This window comes from Variovorax monticola (assembly GCF_051216855.1).
Classification (GTDB): Bacteria; Pseudomonadota; Gammaproteobacteria; order Burkholderiales; family Burkholderiaceae_C; genus Variovorax.
In genome coordinates, this window is sequence record NZ_JBPJZP010000005.1 from 334,893 (window position 1) to 355,827 (window position 20,935).

A 20,935-nucleotide genomic window follows, 5' to 3' on the forward strand; every position below is an offset into this window, starting at 1 on the left:
TCATAGCATGATTATTTGTGTGTAGCTGACTGCGCCTCGCACCCCGTCCACGCGAGCGGTGATGCGGTAGTAAGGCGACTTGGGTGGCGGGAGACCACCTCCGACCCCACCGCCGGGGCCCAAGCCGCTCGTGGACTGCGGAATCACGCATTTCTGGGTCACATCGGTCGGCGGCCCCGGGGTGCCGCAAAGTCGGTGGATCACATAGCGCACGCGATTGCCCGTACCGTCGTCTGCTGTCACTTCCTTGGCGGTCGACCAGTCGAAAGTCATCGGATCGAAGGTTTCGTGCCAGGTCGCGAAATACGCCGCGGCGGGAATGTCGGTGTTGAGCACAGTGGGGTTCGTGCGCTGGTCGTAAACCCACTTGAACCCCGCCTCGGTGCCCAGGTCGGCCATTGATGTGGCGTTCTGCTTGAAGCCCACATTGCCGGCAACCTCCACGCCGGTGCCAGTGGTGCGAAACATCAGCAGGCCAGTGACCGTCATGACGACCAGCACGACCAGCGCAATGATCAGGACGATGCCGCGCTGCGCCTTTGCGCGCGGCCGCCTCTGTGCACAGGTTCTTTTCATGGCACGGTACCCCAGATCATGTTGCGCAAGGGCACGACCGTGTCGTAGACCCGGTACCGGTAGTTGCGCCAGTTGTTGGCGGCGGTATCGCCGTCGACGCCAGACGCACCCGAATCGGCGGAGTCGTCGAGGTTCCTCATGGCGAAAGAGATCGAGCCATTGGCCCACTTCGGCGCCGACGCGGTCACCGGCACGGCCACACCCGTCGTCATGTTCGGCCGCTCGAACAGCCGGCTGCGAATCAGCAGGCCGAAGCGCACCGCGAGCAGGTGGCTGTAGTCAGCGCCGGTCGGCAACGTGTCATACCACTCGCCGGAGGCGATGATGCCGTCGCCGGAGGCGTCATAGCCGTACTGCGCCTTGAGCGTAACGACGTCCGTGACCACGTCGGACGCAGACAAAGGGTTCTCGGTCAGGCTGTTGTAGCGCGTGAGCGACTGGCGCTGCAGGCTGACCTTCCATACCGTGCGCGCGGGCGCCAGCCCCAGGTTGAACGCGAAGCCCGTGCCAATGTCGGTGCCTGTGCCGATGGACGCGTTCATGACGGCCGTCTTGTTGCCCTGGTTCGTGGCGTAGGTGTAGGCAGCCTTGTGCTCGACGGCGCTCAGATCGGTCAACGACATGCCGGTGAGTTCGGCCAGATAGCACCTCAACCCGCCCGAGGACGTGCTGGTGAGAATCACCTTGTCGCCGGCAAGAAAGCCTTCGCGCGACCTCAGCGTGTTGCTTTCGGCAGTCGACGACATGATCGGTTGGCGCGAAACGAAGAACGACGAGTTGCCGTACAGCACGCGAATCTCGTCAGGCTTGTCGTCCACCCTGTAGATCTGGACGGGAACGAGATCGAAGCCGATGTTTTGGTTCGCGAGAGAGGTGTTGGTCGCGACCACCGGGCACCCCATCACGTTGCTGTTGGGCTCGGAGGCATCTCCGCCGGCCACGCCGATGCCGAAGCCTGCCTGCCGAAGGTCGCGGTCGAGCGCAAAGGCGCCGAGGGTGCCGCTGATTTGCGCGTCGTTGCCTGCGCCGACGGAGCGCTTGCGCGCATCCCACAAGGTTTGCAACTGCACGATGACGAGCACGCAGACCAGCCCGACGACGAGGCCGACCATCAGTTCGATCAGGGACACGCCGCTCTGCCGGCGCCCGAGGCTCGCCAAGTAATGCGAACGAGGATGCATGTCGTCTTTGCGCACGGTGCTTGTCTCAGTTGATCAGGGTGGCAAAAACATGACGGCGCATCTTCGGATTCGACGGCACTTTCCAGCACACCGTGATGGTCAGCTTGTTGTGACCGTCGGGGGTCGAATCCACGCGGATCTGCTGCATGGTCGCCTCGGCGCCCGGCAAGCCGCCGTGCGCCGCGTCCTGCACAGCCGCAGCCCACGAAGTCACCACGGCACTGGTCGCCACAGCTCCGGAAAAGTTGCAGTCATCACCGGTGGCCCGGTGCTGGAAGCCGACCAGCGCGTTCTGCACCGACGTGGCACGCGCCACACTGTCCAAGCCGGACCTGCTCACGCTGATCCAGGCCTCCTGGCCGATCTGGCTGGCCCACTGCGCGGCCAGGGTGCGATATTCGGCATCGGACTGGGTGGCGACGGCCTGCGCACTGAGACCCACCATGCCGACGATGCCGAGCATGAACAAAAGGATGGCGACCACGGCCTCGATGAGGAACATGCCGCGTTGGCGCACCGCGCCGCGCGTGCTGCGCGCGCGCATCGGCATCCGGTTCGAACGCTGCGTCAGCATTTGCGTGTTTCTCCGGCGCCTGAGACAGACGGATCGCACATGCGTACCTGGCCGCCGGTGCTGACCACGACGTCCAGGCAGCGGGCCGGTCCGTTGTCCGCTACGCAAGTGCCGCCTTGCTGAGTGAAGTGCACCGCGAGCAATGACCCGACCAACCCTCCTGACGCATTGAAGCGGATGCTGGAAGCGTCCGCCGCGATCACGACCGACGTCCCCTGGTTGGCGCGCCCTCCACCCTCGGCGCCAGCCTTGCCGTCGATGAAGACATGCGGATCGTCAGCGGTCTCGGGCGTCTGGCGTATCAGCCAGTTGGGGCCGCTGGTGGTCAGCGCCGAGGTCTCGACATTGGCGGGCACCGGAGAAGCAGTGGTAAGAACCAGTTCCACCGGAACGTTCCGGCGAATCGCCTCGGAGCGCGCTTGCTGCAACGAGGCAGAGAAGGCCTCCGCCGTGGCAAGGGTCTTCATGTTCTCGGCGTACTGGCGCATCGAAGGCGCCGCCATGGCCGCCATCACCGCGAAGATGACCAGCGTGACCATCAGCTCGATGAGCGAAAAGCCGCTCTCGCGAGCGGAGTTCAGCATGTGCCGCCCTTGCTCGTGATCCAGCACGATGCGGGAGCACCTGTCCAACCGGCGCCAAGGGTGGTGGTGGCCTTGGCTCCAGTGGCTGTCAGGGTGTACACAAAGCCTGCGGTGCTCTTGCCCGTTTGACCCGTTGCAGTGATCGTGTATGTGGTGGCAGTGGGAGTTCCACAGTCAAAGTCGAACCCCTTGGTACTGGCTGGCGCTTCCGCGAGGGCGCCGGGGGCACAAGCCCCCGCAAAAGTGCGGTTGTCTTGAAAAAACTGCTCCATCCGCGGCCGCATGCCAGCCAACAGCCCAAGCGCCTCCGTAACCCGCGCACGCCGCACATAGTCCGAATATTGGGGAAGCGCGATCGCAGCCAGGATGCCGATGATCACGACAACGATCATGACTTCGACAAGCGTGAAGCCGGCGTGGCGATGGCGGTTTTTGTAAATGGTCATGAACAAGGCCCAAAACGCCCACAAGGGCGAAAGACACAAATGTGTATCTTTGTGGCCTAGCTTACGCTTCTTTACCTTTTGTAAAGAAGCCGCTCATCAGGGGATAAACGCCGCTCGTCGTCCTCGCGAAGCCGGTGGGCGGCGCTCAAAAGGCCGACGAATCAACCGGTTTGCCTTCGAGCCAACGTTCGTACTGACGTGGAAACGCAACGCTGAAACGTTGCGCTTCCGCCCGCGCCTCGTCATGCAGGCCCATCACTTCGGCGCTTTCGATCAGCTTCACGATCACACGGGGTTCTGGGGAGAAATGCACGAGGCGTTGAGCCAGCGCATGGATTTCCGCCGCATTGGAGGCGGTCACCGTGGTCAGGGTGAGCCTGGCGAAGTCGACCTGATTCGCAAACAGCCACGAGCCTTGCGCTTTTTCAAGGGGGTGCTCCTCGTACTGCGGCAGCCGCTCATCCCGAGGCAGATAGATCTGGCTGATGCGGATGTAGTCCCAGCTTGCATAGCCAACGATGGCGATCAACACCGCCGCCGTGACCGACGACATGGCGTGAAACTTGGGCCGAGGTCGATCTGCTTCCGCTCGCCTGGCGGGCCAGAGTACGCCGAGGCAAAGACCGAAGACCATCTGGAACGGTCCGTACCACAGTGGATATTCGAGCAGGCTGTGCAGCACGATCACGCCCAGCAGCCCCCAGGCCATGAGGCGGAACGGATCGCGCTCGCGCCACGGCTGCGCGGTGACCATGAACCAGATGAAGCCACCGCACACGAGCACAGCCGCAGGAATGCCGAGCTCGACCGCAAGGTGCAGTGGCAGGTTGTGGGCGTTGTCGAGGATCTCGACGAAGCGTGCCCCCGGGTACAGCGTGCTGTGCATGTAGTGCGCGAAGCTCAGTTCGCCCCAGCCCCATCCCCGCCACGGGTGTTCCGCGATGAGCGTCAGCACGTTGTGCCAGAGAATCAGCCGGCTGTGGCCCACCGGGGCGCCTTCGCTCAGGCGCTGCGCCATGCTCTCGGTTCCACCGCCGACGAGTTGCGGCAAGACCCAGGCGGCTGCGAAATACAGCGGAATCAGGGAGAGCAGCGCCATTGGGGCGGGCAACCGGTGCGACACCTCCGGCCCGGCCTTCACGCCGAGGCGCGAGCCACGGCGTTCACGACGCGCCATCCAGGCCGCGGAGGCAATGATCAGCAAAAACTCCAGCAGACCCGTTCGCGACGTGGACGCTGCGGCGGCCACCACCAGCAAGATGACGGCGCCCGCCGACGCAATGCGATTGGAGGGGACCGCGCTTTTGCGCGTCGCATGAAGCCAGAGGGCGGCAATAAAGGCCATGCTGATCAAGCTGGCGAACTGGTTGCGCTGGCGCAGATTGCCGAAAGCCTGTCCCACCGCAGGGGAGGTCGTCCAGGGCTCCAGATGCTCTGCTAAGCCGTAGTACTGGAGCAGGCCTAGCACCGCGCTGATGAGTCCAGCGCTTAGCAGACCCTGGCCGAGCACCACATGCCAGCGGGTGCCGCGGTGAACGAGGCTCGAACCCATGCAGGCCGCCATGGTGGTGAGCAAGATGACAACGACTGCGGGGATTCGAGCGCTGGGGCCGAGCCCCGAGTCGGTAGAGACCGTGACAAGGAATGCAATTAAGGCAAGCCAGGCCAGCACCCAAGGATTCGCTAAGGCGGCCCTTGACTTCATCAAAACCAACAACAACGCTATGCACAGCCACGACGCCAACTGCTGCCAGGCGTTGACTGAAGGGCCCGCCGCTAGGGGAAAAATGAACGGCAACGTAATCAGCGCGCGACAAAACACAGGGATGAGGTGCTGCGCTGGCGCATTTTCAATCGGGGTATGCGTTTTCGCAGCGGTCATTCAGCCAATTTTTCCTGTGCTCGACGTTCGCTTACGTTTGATACTCGAAACGTGTGTATTAGGCGACCCCTCAAAATCACCTCCCGGGCGTTGCGCTGTGCCTGCTCGGCCAAGCTTCGAGGGCCGACGATGGCAACGGTAATGGAGGCAATGAGGCGCTGGCTACGGGTGAACTGCACGAAGGCAGCGCTGGTGGCGACCAGTGCCTGCAGATTGCCCCGACGGAATTTGGCGATGGTCTTGTAGGCCGGGGCGAGGCGGCCCAGCAGCCACGTGCACTCGACGTTGCGGTGACATTCGGGCTCCAGCGCCCGGGACGAACGTACAGTGTTGAGGTAGCCCCAGAGTTACAGCCGCAACAGGTTGGCGGGGTCGTAGGGTGGGGCGCCCATGCAATTGCGGAATTGACTTGGCAAAGCCGAGATCACTCAACGTCAATGCAGCGATCCATGCGTCTATGACCCGGACCACCGCATCGGGCCAGACCAATTTATCAAGCATGACGGGAAATAAAGCGGCTTGTTACCGGCTCTCTCCACTGCGTGGGCCATCGGGATGCTCCACAAACAACAACGATGCCCTCCAGGCTAGCGCCTGGAGGGCATCGTTGCTAGAGCAACCGCAGACTATTTACACAGACTGCGAAGGCGGTTTTTTTATGCGGAGACGATTACACGCCGGGGCAAGTAACAGGCGACAGCTTGGCTGCGCCCGAGAAAGCGCAATTCCAACCACCAGGGCTAACGGCGGGGGTGGTGCCGGTTGCGGCAGCGGCCGTTGCGGTGTCTTTCGTGCGGGTGAGAGTAATGGTTTTGCCTGCGACTTGCGAACCGCCGATCAGCGTGCACGCGATCGTCGCTGCGCCCTCGCCGGCCACCAGGAAGCTGGCAGTGATCGCCGAGCAACGCGGTGTAGAGGCTGCAAGACCGATGTCGGTCGGGTCGCTAACAGCCTTGCCGTCGGTAATCTTGCCTTCAATACCAACCTTGCCCGGGCTGACTTCGGCAATAGCCGCAGCAACTTGCGACTTAGCTGTGTAATCCTGATAAGCCGGCAGAGCCACAGCAGCCAAGATACCAATGATCGCCACAACGATCATCAATTCGATAAGGGTAAAGCCGGCCTGAGCGCGGCGGGCGAGAGTGCGGTGATTCATTGAACTAACTCCAGGTTGGTTGGTTGAGCCCGGGAACCAGCCCGGAGCACAGTACCTTCCGCAGCATCTGTGCCAACCGGATTTCAATCGTTTACACCCTCCAACTAGTGCATTTGTTTACATTTCAGTTACAGCGAGTGACACTTTTCGCTCTCGGCCGCAACAATCAGTGACAAGTTTGTCACTCCCGCGCGCCACTGAACTCAAAACGTCAGCACCCCATCCGCCTTCAGCCAGCGAATGTCCCGTTGCGCCAGCCCCGCCACCTGTCGGGCCGCCAGCACCTCGATCTGGCTCATGATTTCCTCGGTTTCCGCCGGCTTGGTGTGGGTGATGTAGATCGGGTAATGCCTGCCCGGCTCGATAAGGGCCAGCTCATCGGCCAGCACCGACGGCGACAGATGCAGGCTGCGCTCGGCCAGCGCCTGTTCCCGGCTGCTGAAGGCCGTCTCTATCACCAGCATCGCCACATCCAGCGCGTTCACCCGCTCCCAGAAGGGCGCATTGCGCTCGGTATCGCCGCTGAAGACCCAGTGAGCGCCCCCTTGCGCGCGCCGCACGGCGAAGCCGCACGCCGGCACGGTGTGCACGGCTGGCAGCACCTCGATGCACTTGGGCTGGCGGCTGCCCAACTGCAGCGACTGCCCTACCGCGATGTCATGAAAGCTCACGAAGGGCGCGTCCTGGCTCGGAATGCTTTCGAAGTCCGGCCAGATGACGTTGTTGAACACATGCGTGCGCAGCGCCTCGATGGTGGCCCTCAGCGCATGCACCCGCAGCGGCTGGGTGCGGCGGCTGCCGACGGCGTCGAGCATCAGGGGCAGCGCGGCGATGTGGTCGAGGTGGCTGTGGGTGAGCACCACGTCGTCGATGGCCGCCATTTCGTCGAGCGTGAGGTCTCCGACCCCCGTACCCGCGTCGACAAGCAAGTCTGTGTCCACCAGAAACGAGGTGGTGCGGCAGCCTTTGGCGATGGCGCCCGAGCAACCCAGCACACGAACCTGCATTGTGAGAGCCCCCCTGGGTGTGTCGGCCGTCATTTGGTTTCGAACCGGGTTGCACCGTCCCAGTTCGGGTCTTGCGGGCGCAACGCCATCGAGGCTAAACGCTGGGCATACAGCTGGTAAAGGACTTTTTTGGCATCCGCTGCAAGCAAGGGGGCGAGCAGGTTTCGGCCCAGGGCCCAGTCCTGGCGCCGGTAGGCGGCGAGCACTTCGCTCCAGCGCTCGAGCACCGGGCGGGCCTGTTCGACGGCCTCGGGCGTGCGCGCGGCCAACGGCGTGAACACCGCAACCGCCTGGGCCTTGCCCTTGACGCGCACGCTGTCGAGCTCTTGCCAGAGGAGGGAGGGCGCCAGCGCCTGGGTCGCGCCGCTGGCCACGATTTCCACGCCGTAGTGCCCGCTCAGGCCCTCGAGCCGGGACGCGAGGTTGACCGCGTCGCCCACCACGGTGTAGCTGCGACGCGCGGCAGAGCCCATGTCACCCACGCTCATCACGCCGCTGTTGATGCCGATGCCCACGCTGATCTCCGGGCGGCCGCTGTCGCGATGGATGCGGTTGATGTCGCGCACGGCGTCGCCCATGTCCAGGGCCGCCTGCACGGCGAGCGTGGCGTGGTCGGGCGTGTCGATGGGCGCGCCCCAGAAGGCCATGACGCAATCGCCCATGTACTTGTCGACGGTGCCGCGGTGCGCGCTGATGACGTCGGTGAGCCGGCTGAACACGGTGTTGAGAAAGGCCTGCAGCTCGGCCGGCGGCATCTGCTCCGACAGGCGGGTGAAGTCGCGCATGTCGCAGAACAGCACGGTCATGGGCTTGCTCTCGGCGCGCATGCTGTAGCGGTCGGGGTGCACCATCATTTCGTTGACCAACTGCGGCGGCACGTAGGTGCCGAAGAGCCGCACCAGCCCCCGCCGCGCGCGCGATTCGACGAAGTAGCCCCAGCTCATGTTGAGCACGAACGCCAGCGCCGCCATGGCCAGCGCCGACGCCAGCGGCAGGACGAGGCCGTGGCTTACATAGAGCCAGAGGTTGAGGCCGACCAGCACGGCGACGGTGCCGGCGGCCAGCAGCACGGCGCGCGACGCCGACAGCAGCGACAGCCCGAACGCCAGCGCGAGCCCCGTCGCGAGGACCACCAGCACCTCGTAGCCCGGCGCATAGTCCGGCACGCTGAGCAGTCGGTGATCGAGCAGGCCGGAGACGACGTTGGCGTGCACCTCGACGCCCGGAAACGCCGCTTCCACAGGGGTGGCGCGCAGGTCCTGCAGGCCCGGTGCGGTGGTGCCGAGCAGCACGATCTTGTCTTTCAGCTCGCCCGGTGCGAGCTTGCCTTCCAGCACGTCGGCGGCCGGCACGTAGCGAAACGACCCACCGTCCGCACCGCCCGGTCCGCGAAACGGCACCTGCATGCTGGCGCTCTGGTCGACCGGAATGCGCAGCCGGCCGAGCCGCAGCGACTCGAGCCGGGGCGCCCCCGCGCCCGCACCCGACGCGAACGCCGGCAGCACCGCCGGCGAGCCGTTCGCGAGCCTGTAGACCGCGAGCCCCAGCGATTCGTAGTACCCGGGCTGCGCCTGGTCGCCCTGGTAGCGGGCGAGCAGCGGCACGCTGCGGATCGCGCCGTCGCCGTTGGCGCCGACCAGCGTGTTGAGAAAGCCGGCGGCCGGCGCGGCCTGCGCCAGCACCGGCAGGCTGGCGCCGAACCCGTTCCAGGTGGTGCCGTAAGCGCCGCCCGCGGGGAAGGCGTCGGCCGGCATCAGCGGCGCGGCGGGCAGTTGGCCCTTGGCGCGGGGCGGCTGCATGCGGGTGAAGTAGTAGCCGAGGGCGACCCGCTGGCCTTTCAAAGCGTTGGCAAAGGTGGCGTCGTGGTCCAGCGTGGGCGCCAGCCGCTCGACCTCCGACGCCAGGCCGGGCATGCCCTGCAGCGGCCCGCTCGCCATCTCGCGCAGTCGTTCGAGGCCGGAGCTGCGGTCGGGCTCGAGGAACATCACGTCGAAGCCGAGCACGCCCACCTGCTGGCGGGCCAGCAACTCGGTCGTGAGGCGGGCCATCTTGTCGCGCGGCCAGGGCCATTGCCCCTGGCGCGCCAGGCTGGCGTCGTCGACGTCGACGATCACCACCCGCGTATCGGCCGTGCGCGGCATGGTGGCGCGCAGGCGAACGTCGTAGATCAGCAGGTCAAGGCGTTCGAGCGCGCTCAGCGGCCAGGCGCCGGTGGCATGCGCCAACGCCAGCAGCAGCGGCAACAGCGTGATGGCGATGCGCGGCCAGTGCCGCCGCAGCTCGCTCACCCTGCTCGTCACGACAGCGCGTCCTCGCGAGCGTTGCCGCGGCAGGCCACGGGAGGAAATTCAGATGCGAACGAACTGCATGCGCGTGGCGCCGCCGAGTTCGAGCACGTCGCGCTCCTGCAAGGCGACCGCCTCGGTGCCCAGTTGCAGGCCGTTGAGCGTGACGTTGCCTTCGACGCCGGCGGCCACGTAGCCCTGGCGCCGGCGCGTGACGACGGCCACGGCGACGCCGGGCTTGCCGATGGTGGTGACGACCTTCTGCAGCGCGACGTCCTGGCCTTCGTTGGCGCCCTCGAGCACTCGCAGCACCGGAATGCCCAGCTCGACCAGGGCGCCGGACTCCGTGGGCGCAGACGACAGCGGCATCGCGCCTGAGTGGCTTGCGTGGCTTGCGTGGCTTGACTGTTCCGGCAGCGTGGTGCGTGCGGAACCCGGACCGACGGCCAGGTTGCTTCGCGCCCGGAAATGGATGCGGCAGCCGCCAACCTCGACGACGTCGTTGTCCTTGAGCGCCTGCTTCTGGATGGCGAGCGCATTGACGTACGTGCCGTTGGTGCTGTTGAGATCTTCAATTTCGACTTCGCCATCGGTCATGTGCAGCACGGCGTGTTCGCCGCTGACCGCCAGATTGTCGATCACGATGTCGTTGTAGGCACGTCGTCCCAGCGTCGTGCGCTCCTTGGCGAGTGCCACTTGTCCGATGACAACGCCATCGACAGAGATGATCATCTTCGGCATTGCCGACTCCCCGATTGCAAAGCTTGATTGATGGCAAGCGGAACGGTGGGGTGCCGTCCAGGCCTGCTACTTGGCCGCGCGAGACGTTTCCACGACGCTCGCCCGTGCCAGAACAACCGAAATATTGTCCCGCCCGCCATTGTCGTTTGCAATTGCAACTAAAAGTGAAGCTTTTTTCTGAAGCGCAATATCGTGCTCCAGAAGCGTGAAAAGCTGCTCATCGGAAATCATCTCGCTCAGTCCGTCGGAACAAAGCATATAGACATCGCCCGGCCTTGCGCTGTGCTCGTGCATTTCCAGCATGACCTGCGGCTCGACGCCGACCGCGCGGGTCACGAGGTTGCGGGTCGGCGAATTGAGGGCTTCCTCGGCGGTGATGGCGCCGGCGTCGAGCTGCTGCTGGCGCAGCGAATGGTCGCGTGTGAGCAGTTCCAGCTTGTCGTTGCGCAGGCGATAGCAGCGCGAATCGCCGATGTGGCCGACCACCACGCGCTGCGGGCGGAAGGCCGCCAGCACCAGCGTGGTCCCCATGCCTTGCAGCTCGGGGTTGGTCGTGCCGGCATGCAGGATGGAGCCGTTGGCCTCGTCCGTGGCGGCCTGCAGCGCCCGCCGCACCACGCGGGCCGGTGCCTGCATGCCGGCCTGCGCGAACCAGCGGCCGAAGCTGCCGTGCATCAGCGACACGGCCATGGCGCTCGCCACCTCGCCGCCCTTGTAGCCGCCCATGCCATCGGCCAGCAGGGCCAGGCCGAGCGCGGAATCGACGTGGACGGCGTCTTCGTTGTGCGCGCGCAACTTCCCGACATCGGTCAGGGAAGCGAACTCCCAGGTCAGCGCGGGGCGGGTGGAGAACAGGGAAACGCCGACACTCGCCATGGTTGGTTTGCCAGCGCCGACTTCTCTGAGACTCAGTGTGCCGCGGCGTGCGCGCGCCGTTGCAACAGGCGGCCGACGGCCACGACGAACAGGGCACCGGCGGCCGCGGCCGCGTAGTGCAGCCAGGGGTTGGCCGCGAGCGTGTCGCGCAGCGCCACGTCGCTCACGATGGTTTCGCCGCCGACCCAGCCGATCAGCGCGGCGCCCAGCATGACGATGATCGGGAAGCGTTCCATGAGCTTGATCATGAGGGTGCTGCCGAAAATGACCAAGGGAATACTGATCGCCAGGCCCAGCACCAGCAGCACCATGCTGCCCTGCGCGGCGGCGGCCACGGCAATGACGTTGTCCAGGCTCATCACCAGGTCGGCCAGCAGGATGGTGCGCACGGCGACCATCATGCTGCCGTATTCCTTGGATTCGCCCTCGCCCTCGTCGTCGCCGCTGAGCAGTTGCGTGCCGATCCACAGCAGCAGCAGGCCGCCCACGATCTGCAGGAAAGGCAGCGCCAGCAGCTTGGCCGCCACCACCGTGAGCACGATGCGCAGCACCACGGCCGCGCCCGAGCCGAACATCACGGCCTTTTTCTGCTGTGCGGGCGGCAGCGAGCGCGCCGCCATGGCGATCACCACGGCGTTGTCGCCCGACAGGATGATGTTGATCCAGACGATCTTGAGCAGACCTATCCAGAAATCTGTGCTTTGAAGGAGTTCCATGTCTCTGATCCCACTGTGTTTTATTTGAAAAAAGCGCCCGCAATCGAGTGCGGGCGCTTTTTGTTTCTGCGTGGTCCTCTGGGTCCGGCCGCAAGCCGCGGCCGGGGGTCCGTTTCTTACAGGCGTGCCTTGAGCAGCTTGGCCAGTTCGGAGAAGTTGCGCGTCACGGTGAAGCCGCACTCTTCCATGATGGCGAGCTTGGCATCGGCCGTGTCGGCGCCGCCCGAGATCAGCGCGCCGGCGTGGCCCATGCGCTTGCCGGGAGGGGCGGTGACACCGGCGATGAAGCCGACGACCGGCTTCTTCATGTGTTCCTTGCACCAGCGGGCCGCGTCGGCCTCGTCGGGGCCGCCGATTTCGCCGATCATGATGACCGCATCGGTGTCCGGATCGTCGTTGAAGGCCTTCATCACGTCGATGTGCTTCAGGCCGTTGATCGGGTCGCCGCCAATGCCGACTGCCGACGATTGGCCCAGGCCGATTTCCGTCAGTTGAGCCACGGCTTCGTACGTCAGCGTGCCCGAGCGCGAAACCACGCCGATGCGGCCCTTGCGGTGGATGTGGCCGGGCATGATGCCGATCTTGATTTCGTCGGGCGTGATGAGGCCGGGGCAGTTGGGGCCCAGCAGCAAGGTCTTCTTGCCGCCGGCCGCTTCCTTGGCCTTCATCTTGTTGCGCACTTCGAGCATGTCGCGAACCGGAATGCCTTCGGTGATGCAGATCGCCAGGTCCAGGTCGGCCTCGACGGCTTCCCAGATGGCGGCCGCGGCGCCTGCCGGCGGCACGTAGATCACCGACACGGTGGCGCCGGTCTGCGAAGCGGCTTCCTTCACCGAACCGAAGATCGGGATGTTGAAGATCGACTCGCCGGCCTTCTTCGGGTTCACGCCGGCCACGAAGGCGTTCTTGCCGTTCGCGTATTCCTGGCACTTCTCGGTGTGGAATTGACCGGTCTTGCCGGTAATGCCTTGCGTGATGACTTTGGTGTCTTTGTTGATGTAGATCGACATGCTTTTTCCTAATCAGTTGAGGACAGAGCTGGTCCGCTGCGCGGCCTGCGGTCTGTCCCGCAAGGCCTCAAGATTTCTTGACCGCTGCCACGACCTTCTGGGCCGCGTCCGCCATGGTGTCGGCGCTGATGATCGGCAGGCCCGAATCGGCCAGCAGCTTCTTGCCTTCGACTTCGTTGGTGCCCTTCATGCGCACGACCAGCGGCACTTGCAGGTTCACGGCCTTGCAGGCCGCGATCACGCCGGTGGCGATGGTGTCGCACTTCATGATGCCGCCGAAGATGTTCACGAGGATGGCTTCCACGTTCTTGTTCTTCAGCATGATCTTGAAGGCTTCGGTGACCTTCTCGGGGGTGGCGCCGCCGCCCACGTCCAGGAAGTTGGCCGGCTCGCCGCCGAACAGCTTGATGGTGTCCATGGTGGCCATGGCCAGGCCGGCACCGTTCACCAGGCAGCCGATGTTGCCGTCCAGCGAGATGTAGGCCAGGTCGAACTTGGAGGCTTCGACTTCGGCCGCGTCTTCTTCGTCGAGGTCGCGCAGGGCCACGATTTCGGGGTGGCGGAACAGCGCGTTGCTGTCGAAGTTGAACTTGGCGTCCAGCGCCAGGACGTTGCCCTTGCTGTCACGGTTGAGCGGGTTGATCTCGACCAGCGAGGCGTCCGTCTCCATGTAGCAGGTGTAGAGCTTCTTCAGGATGTCGACCGTTTGCGCGGTCGAGTCGGCCGGCATGCCGATGCCGTCGGAGATCTGCTTGGCCTGTTCGTCGGTCAGGCCCTTTTCGGGGTCTGCGAACACCGTGATGATCTTTTCCGGCGAGGAGTGGGCCACTTCCTCGATGTCCATGCCGCCTTCGCTCGAAGCGATGAACGCCACCTTCTGGGTGGCGCGGTCGGTCACGGCGGAAATGTAGTATTCCTTGTTGATGTCGGCGCCGTCTTCGATGTACAGGCGGCGAACCTTCTGGCCTTCGGGGCCGGTCTGGTGCGTCTTGAGTTGCATGCCGAGGATTTCACCGGCGAGCTTCTTGACGTCTTCGATGGTCTTGGCGACCTTGACGCCACCGCCCTTGCCGCGGCCACCCGCGTGAATCTGGGCCTTGATGACCCAGACCGGGCCCCCAAGTTTCTGGGCGGCTTCGACCGCCTCCTGGACCGTGTAGGCCGGAATGCCGCGCGGCACTGGCACGCCGAACTTGGCAAGGATTTCCTTGCCTTGGTACTCGTGAATCTTCATGAGGGATGTCTCTCGGAAGGAGGAGGTTGAGAACGGGAATCTGCGGGTGAGAGTGTTTTTGCTCTGTTGCTCGCGGGCGACGGCAGCCTGACGGCTGGGGGCGGCGAACAACCGCGGACTGTATCATGGTGCGCCGCACCAATACTGTACGTGGGGTTGCGGTCAATACGTACTTTCTTCTAGATCCCTCTAGACCCCCTCCCCCCGGAACACAGAGCACTCCACCATGGCCAAGGTTTTCATCGACGGCGAAGCCGGTACCACCGGCCTGCAGATTCGCGAGCGGCTCCAGACGATGCCGCAGATCGAACTCGTGAGCATCGCGCCCGAGTTGCGAAAGGACATCAACGCCAAGCGCGACCTGATGGCCGGCGTCGACCTGGTGGTGCTGTGCCTGCACGACGACGCGGCGCGCGAATCGGTGGCGCTGATCGACCAGCTGCCGGGCAGGAAGCCGAAGATCATCGACGCCTCCACGGCGCACCGCATCGCACCGGGGTGGGTGTTCGGCTTTCCCGAATTGGCCGAAGGCCACTGGCAGGCCGTGGCCAAGGCCGACCGCGTGGGCAACCCCGGCTGCTACGCCACCGGCGCCATCGCCATGGTGCGCCCGCTGGTCGACGCGGGCATCCTGCCGGTCGACTTTGCGATTTCGCTGCCCTCCGTGAGCGGCTACTCGGGCGGCGGCCGGCCCATGATCGAGGCCTACGAAAAGGGCGAGGCGCCCCTGTTCGAGACCTACGCGCTGGGACTGAAGCACAAGCACATTCCTGAAATCATGGCCTACACGGGCCTCACCCGCCGCCCGGTCTTCATTCCGTCGGTGGGCAATTTCAAGCAGGGCATGCTGGTGCAGTTGCCTCTGCACCTCGACCTGCTGCCCGGCAAGCCCAAGGCCGCCGACCTGCAAGAGGCGCTGGCCGCGCACTACGCGAAAAGCAACACGCCCGAGCGGTTCGTGAAGGTGCTGCCGCCCACCGACGACGGCAAGCTCGAGCCGCAGGCGCTCAACGACACCAACGAGCTCGAGATCCGCGTGTTCCCGAACGAGGACCACCACCATGCCGTGGTCATCGCCCGCCTGGACAACCTGGGCAAGGGCGCCAGCGGCGCCGCGGTGCAGAACCTGAAGCTGATGCTGGCGCTCTGAGCGCCACGCTTCGCTTCCCCGGGCTCAGTTGACGAGCCACATCCCCACGCCCAGCAACGCCGCATGCGCGCCCAGCGCGATGTACAGCGGCGTGCGCGAGGGCTCTGCCATTTCCTGCAGGGTTTCGTTGATGCGGCGCGAGAGCAGCGCGCGCAGCGCCGGGTCTTGCACCGGGCCCTGCCCCTGGCCTTCGGGCCAAACGAGCGGCTCCCCGTGCGCAGCCCGGCTTTCCTGCCACTCGGCCATCATGTCGCCCAGCGGCAGCCGGTCGAGCACAAAGCCCACCACCGAACGCACCGCCCTGCCCTCGCCCAGCACGGGCGCGAGCTGCTTGCTCAGGGCGTCGGCCGACAGCCAATCCGCCGCGCGGTGCAGCGTGCCATGGGCGCGCGGCATCGCCTCGATGCGCCCGGCGATCGCGCCGGCCAGCCGCTGCGACACCGCCTCGCCGCGTGCCGCCACCAGGTGCTGCATCGCGCGGGCGCGGCCCTGTGCCACGCCAAGCATCGCGTAGACGGCGACGAACAACAGCAGCAACACCGCCACCAGCACCGAAGGCGTGGTGATCAGCGCCACGATGGCGCCCGCCCCGCCCGCCCGCGCCGCGACATTGCCCGGCCCGTTCAGCTGGCTCAAGTAGAAGAAGAAAACGCCGCCGCCCAGCACCAGGCCGAGCAGGCTGCCCTTGATGACCGAGCCGGCGAAGGCCAGGCCGGCCTTGGCGCCGGTGCGCACGAGCGACGGCTGGCCTGCGGGTTCTGTAGACATTGGAAAGCTCCTCCGGTTTTTTTTCACGCCGCCTCGCACGAGGCCGGTCGCGGCCGATCATGCCATCGGCATCCAACACCATAATCCGCCCACATCACAACGAGGAGGATCGCCATGGCAGCAGTCAAATTTCAGAAACCGACCGGCGCATTTGTCGCCGCATCCTGGGCCGCGCTGATCATCGGCGCCATCGTCTACCTGCTCGGGCTGTGGAACGCCTCGATGCAGCTCAACGAAAAGGGCTACTACTTCACCATCCTCATGTACGGCCTGTTCTCGGCCGTGTCGCTGCAGAAGACAGTGCGCGACCGCCTCGAAGGCACCTCGGTCACCGGCATCTACTACGGCCTGTGCTGGGTTTCGCTGCTGCTGTCGGTCGCCCTGCTCGCCGTCGGCCTGTTCAACGCCACGCTGGCCGCCAGCGAAAAGGGCTTCTACGCCATGGCCTTCCTGCTGAGCCTGTTCGGCGGGGTGGCGGTGCAGAAGAACGTGCGCGACATCGCCGCGCACAAGAACGACAACCCGTCGATCGACGACGTCCCCGACGCGGGCTGAAGCCGGGGCCCGCCGCTACTCGTTGTCGTTGTAGCCGCTGGCGCCCATCAGCGCCGACAGCCGCGCCGCGATGTTGCCGACGATGCCGCGCACCTGCACCGCGTCGGGCGCCGACTTCTGGTCGATGCGCTCGATGTACGGCACGTTGATCGACGCGATCACATGGTCGGCCGCGCCCATCACCGGGTACGCGATGTTGGTGATGCCGCGCGTCTGCTGGCTCGGCATGGCCGAGTAGCCGCGCGCGCGCACCTCCTGAAGAATGGCGAACAGCTCGCCCGGGTCCATGTCGAGTTCGCCTTCCACGCCGATGTGGGCACGCAGCATGCGGGCGCGGTCGATCTCGTCGCGAAACGCCAGCAGCACGTGGCCCGACGAGGTGTCCGTCAGCCCCATCACCACGCCCACCTTGAGGCCGAACGACCAGCGCTCCGGGCTCTCGACCTGCGCGATGACGACCACGCGCCCGCCCTGGTACATGGTCAGGTGGCACGACTGGCGCGCCCGGTTGGCCAGCTCGCGCAAGAGCGGCAGCGCCGCGCTCACCAGGCTTTTCAGCGGCTGCTGGCGGTGCGCCAGCTCGAACATGCGCAGCGTGAGCGTGTAGCGGTCGTTCTCGTCGACCTGCACGTAGCCACGCCGCTGCAGCGTCACGGCCATGCGGAAGATCTCGCTGACCTTGCGGCCCACCTTCTGCGCCAGCTCGTTGAGCGTGTAGCCCCCGGGGCTGTCGGCCAGCGCCTCCAGGATGTCCAGCCCCTTCTCGAGCGCCGGCGCCGCGTAGCGCAGCGCGCCCTCGCCTTCCGGCACGACCTCGTCCTGACCCTGTTGTTCTTCCGGCGCTGGTGCTTGCTTCATTGTTCCCTGCTCAGTTCGACCATCCACCGTCGATCATATGGACCGCGCCGGTGGTGAAGGCCGACTCGTCGGACGCCAGGTAGACCACCAGCGCGGCAATTTCCTCCGGCTTGCCGACGCGCCCCAGCGGCTGGCGCGCCACGAAGGCGGCGCGCACCGTGGCCTCGTCGGCGCCGGCCTGCTCGGCCTGCGCCGCGATGCGGTCGCGCAGCGACGGCGACTCGACCGTGCCCGGGCAGATGGCGTTGCAGCGCACGCCCTGCTGGATGAAGTCGGCCGCCACCGCCTTGGTCAGGCCGATCACCGCCGCCTTCGAGGCGCCGTAGACGAAGCGGTTGGGCACGCCCTTCACGCTCGACGCCGCCGAGGCCATGTTGATGATCGAGCCGCCGCGCTCCAGCATCGCCGGCAGGAAGGCGCGGATGGTGCGGTACATCGACTTCGCGTTCAGGTCCATGCTGAAGTCCCAGTCGGCCTCCTCGCAGGCCAGGATGTTGCCGCTGTGCACGAAGCCGGCGCAGTTGAACAGCACGTCGAGCCGGCCCGAGGTTTGCGCGAAGGCCTGCAGCGCGGCGCTGTCGCGCACGTTGAGCGTGGCGGTCTTCAGGCCCGACAGGCCTTCCTCGCGGGCCAGCGCGGCCAGTTCGGCCAGCGCCGCCTCGTCCACGTCGGTGGCCCACACGGTGCCGCCTTCGCGCGCCAGCGCCAGCGCACTGGCGCGGCCGATGCCCTTGCCGGCGGCGGTGACGAGGATGTTCTTTCCCTGCACGCGTGAAGTCATTGCGCAATGTCCTTGAGTGAGATGTCGGTCGTTGAATGCACAAGTGAAATAACAGTTTCACTGATGAAATTAAATATACGCGACATCTCCATGGCCATCACTCCTCACAAACCCGCATCGCGCTGCCAATTCATTGGTGATTACCCTCGAACTGGCGCAAACCCCAGCGGCAATTGCAGACGCCACTGCTAACCTTATTCATGAAAAGTAGTTTCATCTAAGAAAACGAAAGTCGCCATGCCCCACGATCCCGCGCTGCTCCCTCGCCTGCAAGCCTGCTACACCGGCATCCTTCACGACGTGATGCGCGCGGCCGGCCTGCGCGACTTCACCCTGCCGCCCACGCTGCGCCCGCTGATCGCCGGCCAGAAGCTGTGCGGCCCGGCCTTCACCGTGAACGGCCGCGTCGACCCCACGGCTGATCCGCACGAGACGCTGATGGCCTGGACCGGCTTTCTCTCGCGCGCCAGGCCCGGCCACATCGCCGTGATCCAGCCCAACGACTCGACCGTGTCGCACATGGGCGAGCTCTCGGCCGAGACGCTGGGCCGCAAGGGCGTGCTGGGCGTGATTGCCGACGGCGGCGTGCGCGACGCCGAATTCATCCTGCGGCAGGGCTTCCAAGTGTGGCACCGCTACTTCACGCCGCGCGACATCGTGGGCTACTGGCTGCCCGACGCGATGGACGTGCCGGTGCGCATCGGCGAGGTCACGGTGAACCCCGGCGACCTGCTGCTGGCCGACACCGACGGCGTGATCTGCGTGCCGCTGGCGCAGGCCGAGGCCATCGTCACCGAGGCCGAGCACATGATGGGCCGCGAGAACCTCGTGCGCACGGCCATCCTCGCGGGCACCGATCCGCAAGAGGCCTACCTGAAGTACCGCAAGTTCTGAGCGCCGGATGCCCGACACGTCCCCCCCGCCATCCACGCCCGCCATCGACGCCCGGCTGGTGCTGCTCTCGCCGGCCGACAACTGCCTGGTCGCCTGCACCCACCTGGCCGCCGGCACCGCCGTGCAGCTCGAAGGCGGCACCGTGACATTGGCCAAGGACATCGGCCTGGGCCACAAGCTCGCGCGCCATGCCATCGCTGCCGGACAGAAGGTGCGCAAGTACGACGCCGTCATCGGCAGCCTGCGGACGCCGGTCGAGGCCGGCGCGCACATCCACACGCACAACCTCGACAGCGACTACACGCCCACCTACACGCTGGACGAAGGCAAGACCTTCGTCGGCCACGCCTGAGACGCCCCCGCATGAACGCACCCCACCCGCTCCAGCTCCAGGGCTTCCCGCGTGCCGACGGCCGCAAGGGCATCCGCAACGTGGTGGTCGTGGCCTACCTCGTCGAGTGCGCGCACCACGTGGCGCGCGAGATCACGCTCGACTTTCGCCAGCAGGACGGCGAATCCGAAGTGCACCTCGTGGGCTTTCCCGGCTGCTATCCGAACGAATACGCCGAACGCATGATGCAGGCGATTGCCACGCACCCCAACGTGGGCGCGACGCTGCTCATCTCGCTGGGCTGCGAGAGCATGAACAAGCGCAAGCTCGAAGAAGCCGTGGCGGCCTCGGGCCGGCCGGTGCACACGCTCACCATCCAGCAGAAGGGCGGCACGCGCAGCACCATCCGCGAAGGCACGCAATGGGTGCAGTGGGCGCTGGCCGAACTCGCGCAGCAGCAGCGCGTGCCCATGGACCTGAGCGAGCTGGTGGTGGGCACCATCTGCGGCGGCTCCGACGGCACCAGCGGCATCACCGCCAACCCGGCCGTGGGCCGCGCCTTCGACCTGCTGATCGAGCAAAACGCGCGCTGCATCTTCGAGGAAACCGGCGAGCTGATCGGCTGCGAGTTCCACATGCAGCGCCGCGCCGCCACACCCGAGCTGGGCGAGGCCATCGTCGCGTGCGTGAACAAGGCGGCGCGCTACTACAGCACCATGGGCCACGGCAGCTTTGCACCGGGGAACGCGGATGGCGGCCTCTCGACCATCGAGGAGAAGTCGCTCGGCGCGTACGCCAAGAGCGGCGCCTCGCCCATCAACGGCATCGTGAAGCCCGGCGACGTGCCCACGCAGCCCGGCCTCTACCTGCTGGACGTGGTGCCCGACGGCGAGCCGCGCTTCGGCTTTCCGAACATCAGCGACAACGCGGAAATCGTCGAGCTCATCGCCTGCGGCGCGCACCTGATCCTGTTCACCACCGGGCGCGGCTCGGTGGTGGGCTCGGCGGTGTCGCCCGTCATCAAGGTCTGTGCCAACCCCGACACCTACCGCCAGCTCGGCGAGGACATGGACGTCGACGCCGGCCGCATTCTCGAAGGGCGCGGCACGCTGCAGGAGGTGGGGCAGGAAATTTTCGATGCAGTGCGCAGCGTGGCGAACGGCGCGGCCAGCAAGTCCGAGGCGCTGGGGCATCGCGAATTCATCCTGACCTACAAGGCCTTCGAACCGATCGGGCCCGCGTGCCTGCCGATCGCGCAATTGGCTCGCGTCGCGCACGCGGCGTAGGCACCGCACGCCCGCCTTTTTCCTGGCCTTCCGGAGCCCCCATC

Annotated in this window: 22 protein-coding genes and 1 pseudogene; 5 read left to right on the forward strand and 18 right to left on the reverse strand. The window is 65.7% G+C overall.

What is annotated here, in order from left to right; all coding sequences use genetic code 11:
- From ACSFA5_RS19365 to sucC, 15 genes and pseudogenes are all read right to left on the reverse strand, one after another.
- On the reverse strand, window positions 1-576 hold the full coding sequence (locus ACSFA5_RS19365) for a pilus assembly PilX family protein (RefSeq protein ID WP_435445660.1): 576 nt from the start codon (window positions 574-576) through the stop codon (window positions 1-3).
- A complete protein-coding gene (locus tag ACSFA5_RS19370; RefSeq protein WP_435445661.1) occupies window positions 573-1,772 on the reverse strand; it encodes a PilW family protein in 1,200 nt (399 codons plus the stop codon). Before ACSFA5_RS19370 ends, ACSFA5_RS19365 begins: the two co-directional genes overlap by 4 nt.
- A 10-nt stretch (window positions 1,773-1,782) precedes the next feature.
- Window positions 1,783-2,331, reverse strand: coding sequence for a type IV pilus modification PilV family protein (locus ACSFA5_RS19375; RefSeq protein WP_435445662.1), 549 nt, complete (start codon window positions 2,329-2,331; stop codon window positions 1,783-1,785).
- The gene (locus tag ACSFA5_RS19380) at window positions 2,325-2,915 is read right to left on the reverse strand and encodes a GspH/FimT family pseudopilin (RefSeq protein ID WP_435445663.1); all 591 of its coding nucleotides are present in this window, start codon (window positions 2,913-2,915) and stop codon (window positions 2,325-2,327) included. The genes ACSFA5_RS19375 and ACSFA5_RS19380 overlap by 7 nt, the downstream gene beginning before the upstream one ends.
- On the reverse strand, window positions 2,909-3,361 hold the full coding sequence (locus ACSFA5_RS19385) for a pilin (protein WP_435445664.1): 453 nt from the start codon (window positions 3,359-3,361) through the stop codon (window positions 2,909-2,911). Before ACSFA5_RS19385 ends, ACSFA5_RS19380 begins: the two co-directional genes overlap by 7 nt.
- A 145-nt stretch (window positions 3,362-3,506) precedes the next feature.
- Window positions 3,507-5,243 (reverse strand): PglL family O-oligosaccharyltransferase, encoded by a 1,737-nt coding sequence (locus ACSFA5_RS19390; RefSeq protein ID WP_435445665.1) that lies wholly within the window; start codon window positions 5,241-5,243, stop codon window positions 3,507-3,509.
- Window positions 5,240-5,572 (reverse strand): annotated as a pseudogene (locus tag ACSFA5_RS19395) (transposase); the annotation flags it as partial. The gene ACSFA5_RS19390 and the pseudogene ACSFA5_RS19395, both read right to left, overlap by 4 nt.
- Before the next feature lie 341 nt (window positions 5,573-5,913).
- On the reverse strand, window positions 5,914-6,399 hold the full coding sequence (locus ACSFA5_RS19400) for a pilin (RefSeq protein WP_435445666.1): 486 nt from the start codon (window positions 6,397-6,399) through the stop codon (window positions 5,914-5,916).
- A gap of 203 nt (window positions 6,400-6,602) precedes the next feature.
- Window positions 6,603-7,406 (reverse strand): 3',5'-cyclic-nucleotide phosphodiesterase, encoded by an 804-nt coding sequence (locus tag ACSFA5_RS19405; protein ID WP_435445966.1) that lies wholly within the window; start codon window positions 7,404-7,406, stop codon window positions 6,603-6,605.
- Between the two features lie 29 nt (window positions 7,407-7,435).
- A complete protein-coding gene (locus ACSFA5_RS19410; RefSeq protein WP_435445967.1) occupies window positions 7,436-9,694 on the reverse strand; it encodes a CHASE2 domain-containing protein in 2,259 nt (752 codons plus the stop codon).
- Window positions 9,695-9,754: 60 nt separating this feature from the next.
- Window positions 9,755-10,432, reverse strand: a complete 678-nt coding sequence (locus ACSFA5_RS19415) for an FHA domain-containing protein (protein ID WP_435445667.1) — start codon at window positions 10,430-10,432, stop codon at window positions 9,755-9,757.
- A gap of 66 nt (window positions 10,433-10,498) precedes the next feature.
- Window positions 10,499-11,308, reverse strand: a complete 810-nt coding sequence (locus tag ACSFA5_RS19420) for a Stp1/IreP family PP2C-type Ser/Thr phosphatase (RefSeq protein WP_435445668.1) — start codon at window positions 11,306-11,308, stop codon at window positions 10,499-10,501.
- A gap of 32 nt (window positions 11,309-11,340) precedes the next feature.
- The gene (locus ACSFA5_RS19425) at window positions 11,341-12,024 is read right to left on the reverse strand and encodes a TerC family protein (RefSeq protein WP_116910421.1); all 684 of its coding nucleotides are present in this window, start codon (window positions 12,022-12,024) and stop codon (window positions 11,341-11,343) included.
- A 116-nt stretch (window positions 12,025-12,140) separates the two neighbouring features.
- Window positions 12,141-13,034, reverse strand: coding sequence for a succinate--CoA ligase subunit alpha (gene sucD / locus ACSFA5_RS19430; RefSeq protein ID WP_124457755.1), 894 nt, complete (start codon window positions 13,032-13,034; stop codon window positions 12,141-12,143).
- Between the two features lie 67 nt (window positions 13,035-13,101).
- Window positions 13,102-14,268, reverse strand: coding sequence for an ADP-forming succinate--CoA ligase subunit beta (sucC, locus tag ACSFA5_RS19435; protein WP_435445669.1), 1,167 nt, complete (start codon window positions 14,266-14,268; stop codon window positions 13,102-13,104).
- Window positions 14,269-14,494: 226 nt separating this feature from the next.
- On the opposite strand from sucC, the gene argC reads away from it, so the two are divergent.
- Window positions 14,495-15,418, forward strand: a complete 924-nt coding sequence (gene argC / locus ACSFA5_RS19440; RefSeq protein ID WP_435445670.1) for an N-acetyl-gamma-glutamyl-phosphate reductase — start codon at window positions 14,495-14,497, stop codon at window positions 15,416-15,418.
- Between the two features lie 24 nt (window positions 15,419-15,442).
- Here the strand turns inward: argC and ACSFA5_RS19445 are convergent, their stop codons facing one another.
- Window positions 15,443-16,186 (reverse strand): hypothetical protein, encoded by a 744-nt coding sequence (locus ACSFA5_RS19445; protein ID WP_435445671.1) that lies wholly within the window; start codon window positions 16,184-16,186, stop codon window positions 15,443-15,445.
- Window positions 16,187-16,300: 114 nt separating this feature from the next.
- On the opposite strand from ACSFA5_RS19445, the gene yiaA reads away from it, so the two are divergent.
- Window positions 16,301-16,741 carry an inner membrane protein YiaA gene (gene yiaA / locus ACSFA5_RS19450; protein WP_435445672.1) on the forward strand — a complete coding sequence of 147 codons (441 nt, stop codon included), beginning with the start codon at window positions 16,301-16,303 and terminating at the stop codon, window positions 16,739-16,741.
- A gap of 15 nt (window positions 16,742-16,756) precedes the next feature.
- Here yiaA and ACSFA5_RS19455 read toward each other — a convergent pair whose 3' ends face one another.
- Together ACSFA5_RS19455 and ACSFA5_RS19460 are read right to left on the reverse strand one after the other, a co-directional pair.
- Entirely contained in the window at window positions 16,757-17,599 is an 843-nt protein-coding gene (locus ACSFA5_RS19455; RefSeq protein WP_435445673.1) for an IclR family transcriptional regulator, read from the reverse strand.
- 10 nt (window positions 17,600-17,609) lie between these two features.
- The gene (locus ACSFA5_RS19460) at window positions 17,610-18,380 is read right to left on the reverse strand and encodes an SDR family oxidoreductase (protein WP_435445674.1); all 771 of its coding nucleotides are present in this window, start codon (window positions 18,378-18,380) and stop codon (window positions 17,610-17,612) included.
- Between the two features lie 237 nt (window positions 18,381-18,617).
- Here ACSFA5_RS19460 and ACSFA5_RS19465 point away from each other — a divergent pair, with 237 nt between their 5' ends.
- Genes ACSFA5_RS19465 through ACSFA5_RS19475 form a run of 3 tightly spaced genes read left to right on the forward strand, consistent with a single transcriptional unit; the run spans window position 18,618 to window position 20,891 of the window.
- Window positions 18,618-19,274, forward strand: coding sequence for an RraA family protein (locus ACSFA5_RS19465; RefSeq protein ID WP_435445675.1), 657 nt, complete (start codon window positions 18,618-18,620; stop codon window positions 19,272-19,274).
- A 7-nt stretch (window positions 19,275-19,281) separates the two neighbouring features.
- Window positions 19,282-19,626: a UxaA family hydrolase gene (locus tag ACSFA5_RS19470; protein ID WP_435445676.1), complete on the forward strand. Its 345-nt coding sequence runs from the start codon at window positions 19,282-19,284 to the stop codon at window positions 19,624-19,626.
- 11 nt (window positions 19,627-19,637) lie between these two features.
- Entirely contained in the window at window positions 19,638-20,891 is a 1,254-nt protein-coding gene (locus tag ACSFA5_RS19475; protein ID WP_435445677.1) for a UxaA family hydrolase, read from the forward strand.
- Window positions 20,892-20,935: the final 44 nt, after the last annotated feature.

What these genes read in the sequence shown, in the direction of transcription:
- ACSFA5_RS19365 (WP_435445660.1), bottom strand. Translation starts at nt 576, where the DNA reads ATGAAAAGAACCTGTGCACAGAGGCGGCCGCGCGCAAAGGCGCAGCGC.
- ACSFA5_RS19375 (WP_435445662.1), bottom strand. Translation starts at nt 2,331, where the DNA reads ATGCTGACGCAGCGTTCGAACCGGATGCCGATGCGCGCGCGCAGCACG.
- ACSFA5_RS19380 (WP_435445663.1), bottom strand. Translation starts at nt 2,915, where the DNA reads ATGCTGAACTCCGCTCGCGAGAGCGGCTTTTCGCTCATCGAGCTGATG.
- ACSFA5_RS19385 (WP_435445664.1), bottom strand. Translation starts at nt 3,361, where the DNA reads ATGACCATTTACAAAAACCGCCATCGCCACGCCGGCTTCACGCTTGTC.
- ACSFA5_RS19390 (WP_435445665.1), bottom strand. Translation starts at nt 5,243, where the DNA reads ATGACCGCTGCGAAAACGCATACCCCGATTGAAAATGCGCCAGCGCAG.
- ACSFA5_RS19400 (WP_435445666.1), bottom strand. Translation starts at nt 6,399, where the DNA reads ATGAATCACCGCACTCTCGCCCGCCGCGCTCAGGCCGGCTTTACCCTT.
- ACSFA5_RS19405 (WP_435445966.1), bottom strand. Translation starts at nt 7,406, where the DNA reads ATGCAGGTTCGTGTGCTGGGTTGCTCGGGCGCCATCGCCAAAGGCTGC.
- ACSFA5_RS19415 (WP_435445667.1), bottom strand. Translation starts at nt 10,432, where the DNA reads ATGCCGAAGATGATCATCTCTGTCGATGGCGTTGTCATCGGACAAGTG.
- ACSFA5_RS19420 (WP_435445668.1), bottom strand. Translation starts at nt 11,308, where the DNA reads ATGGCGAGTGTCGGCGTTTCCCTGTTCTCCACCCGCCCCGCGCTGACC.
- ACSFA5_RS19425 (WP_116910421.1), bottom strand. Translation starts at nt 12,024, where the DNA reads ATGGAACTCCTTCAAAGCACAGATTTCTGGATAGGTCTGCTCAAGATC.
- sucD (WP_124457755.1), bottom strand. Translation starts at nt 13,034, where the DNA reads ATGTCGATCTACATCAACAAAGACACCAAAGTCATCACGCAAGGCATT.
- sucC (WP_435445669.1), bottom strand. Translation starts at nt 14,268, where the DNA reads ATGAAGATTCACGAGTACCAAGGCAAGGAAATCCTTGCCAAGTTCGGC.
- argC (WP_435445670.1), top strand. Translation starts at nt 14,495, where the DNA reads ATGGCCAAGGTTTTCATCGACGGCGAAGCCGGTACCACCGGCCTGCAG.
- ACSFA5_RS19445 (WP_435445671.1), bottom strand. Translation starts at nt 16,186, where the DNA reads ATGTCTACAGAACCCGCAGGCCAGCCGTCGCTCGTGCGCACCGGCGCC.
- yiaA (WP_435445672.1), top strand. Translation starts at nt 16,301, where the DNA reads ATGGCAGCAGTCAAATTTCAGAAACCGACCGGCGCATTTGTCGCCGCA.
- ACSFA5_RS19455 (WP_435445673.1), bottom strand. Translation starts at nt 17,599, where the DNA reads ATGAAGCAAGCACCAGCGCCGGAAGAACAACAGGGTCAGGACGAGGTC.
- ACSFA5_RS19460 (WP_435445674.1), bottom strand. Translation starts at nt 18,380, where the DNA reads ATGACTTCACGCGTGCAGGGAAAGAACATCCTCGTCACCGCCGCCGGC.
- ACSFA5_RS19465 (WP_435445675.1), top strand. Translation starts at nt 18,618, where the DNA reads ATGCCCCACGATCCCGCGCTGCTCCCTCGCCTGCAAGCCTGCTACACC.
- ACSFA5_RS19470 (WP_435445676.1), top strand. Translation starts at nt 19,282, where the DNA reads ATGCCCGACACGTCCCCCCCGCCATCCACGCCCGCCATCGACGCCCGG.
- ACSFA5_RS19475 (WP_435445677.1), top strand. Translation starts at nt 19,638, where the DNA reads ATGAACGCACCCCACCCGCTCCAGCTCCAGGGCTTCCCGCGTGCCGAC.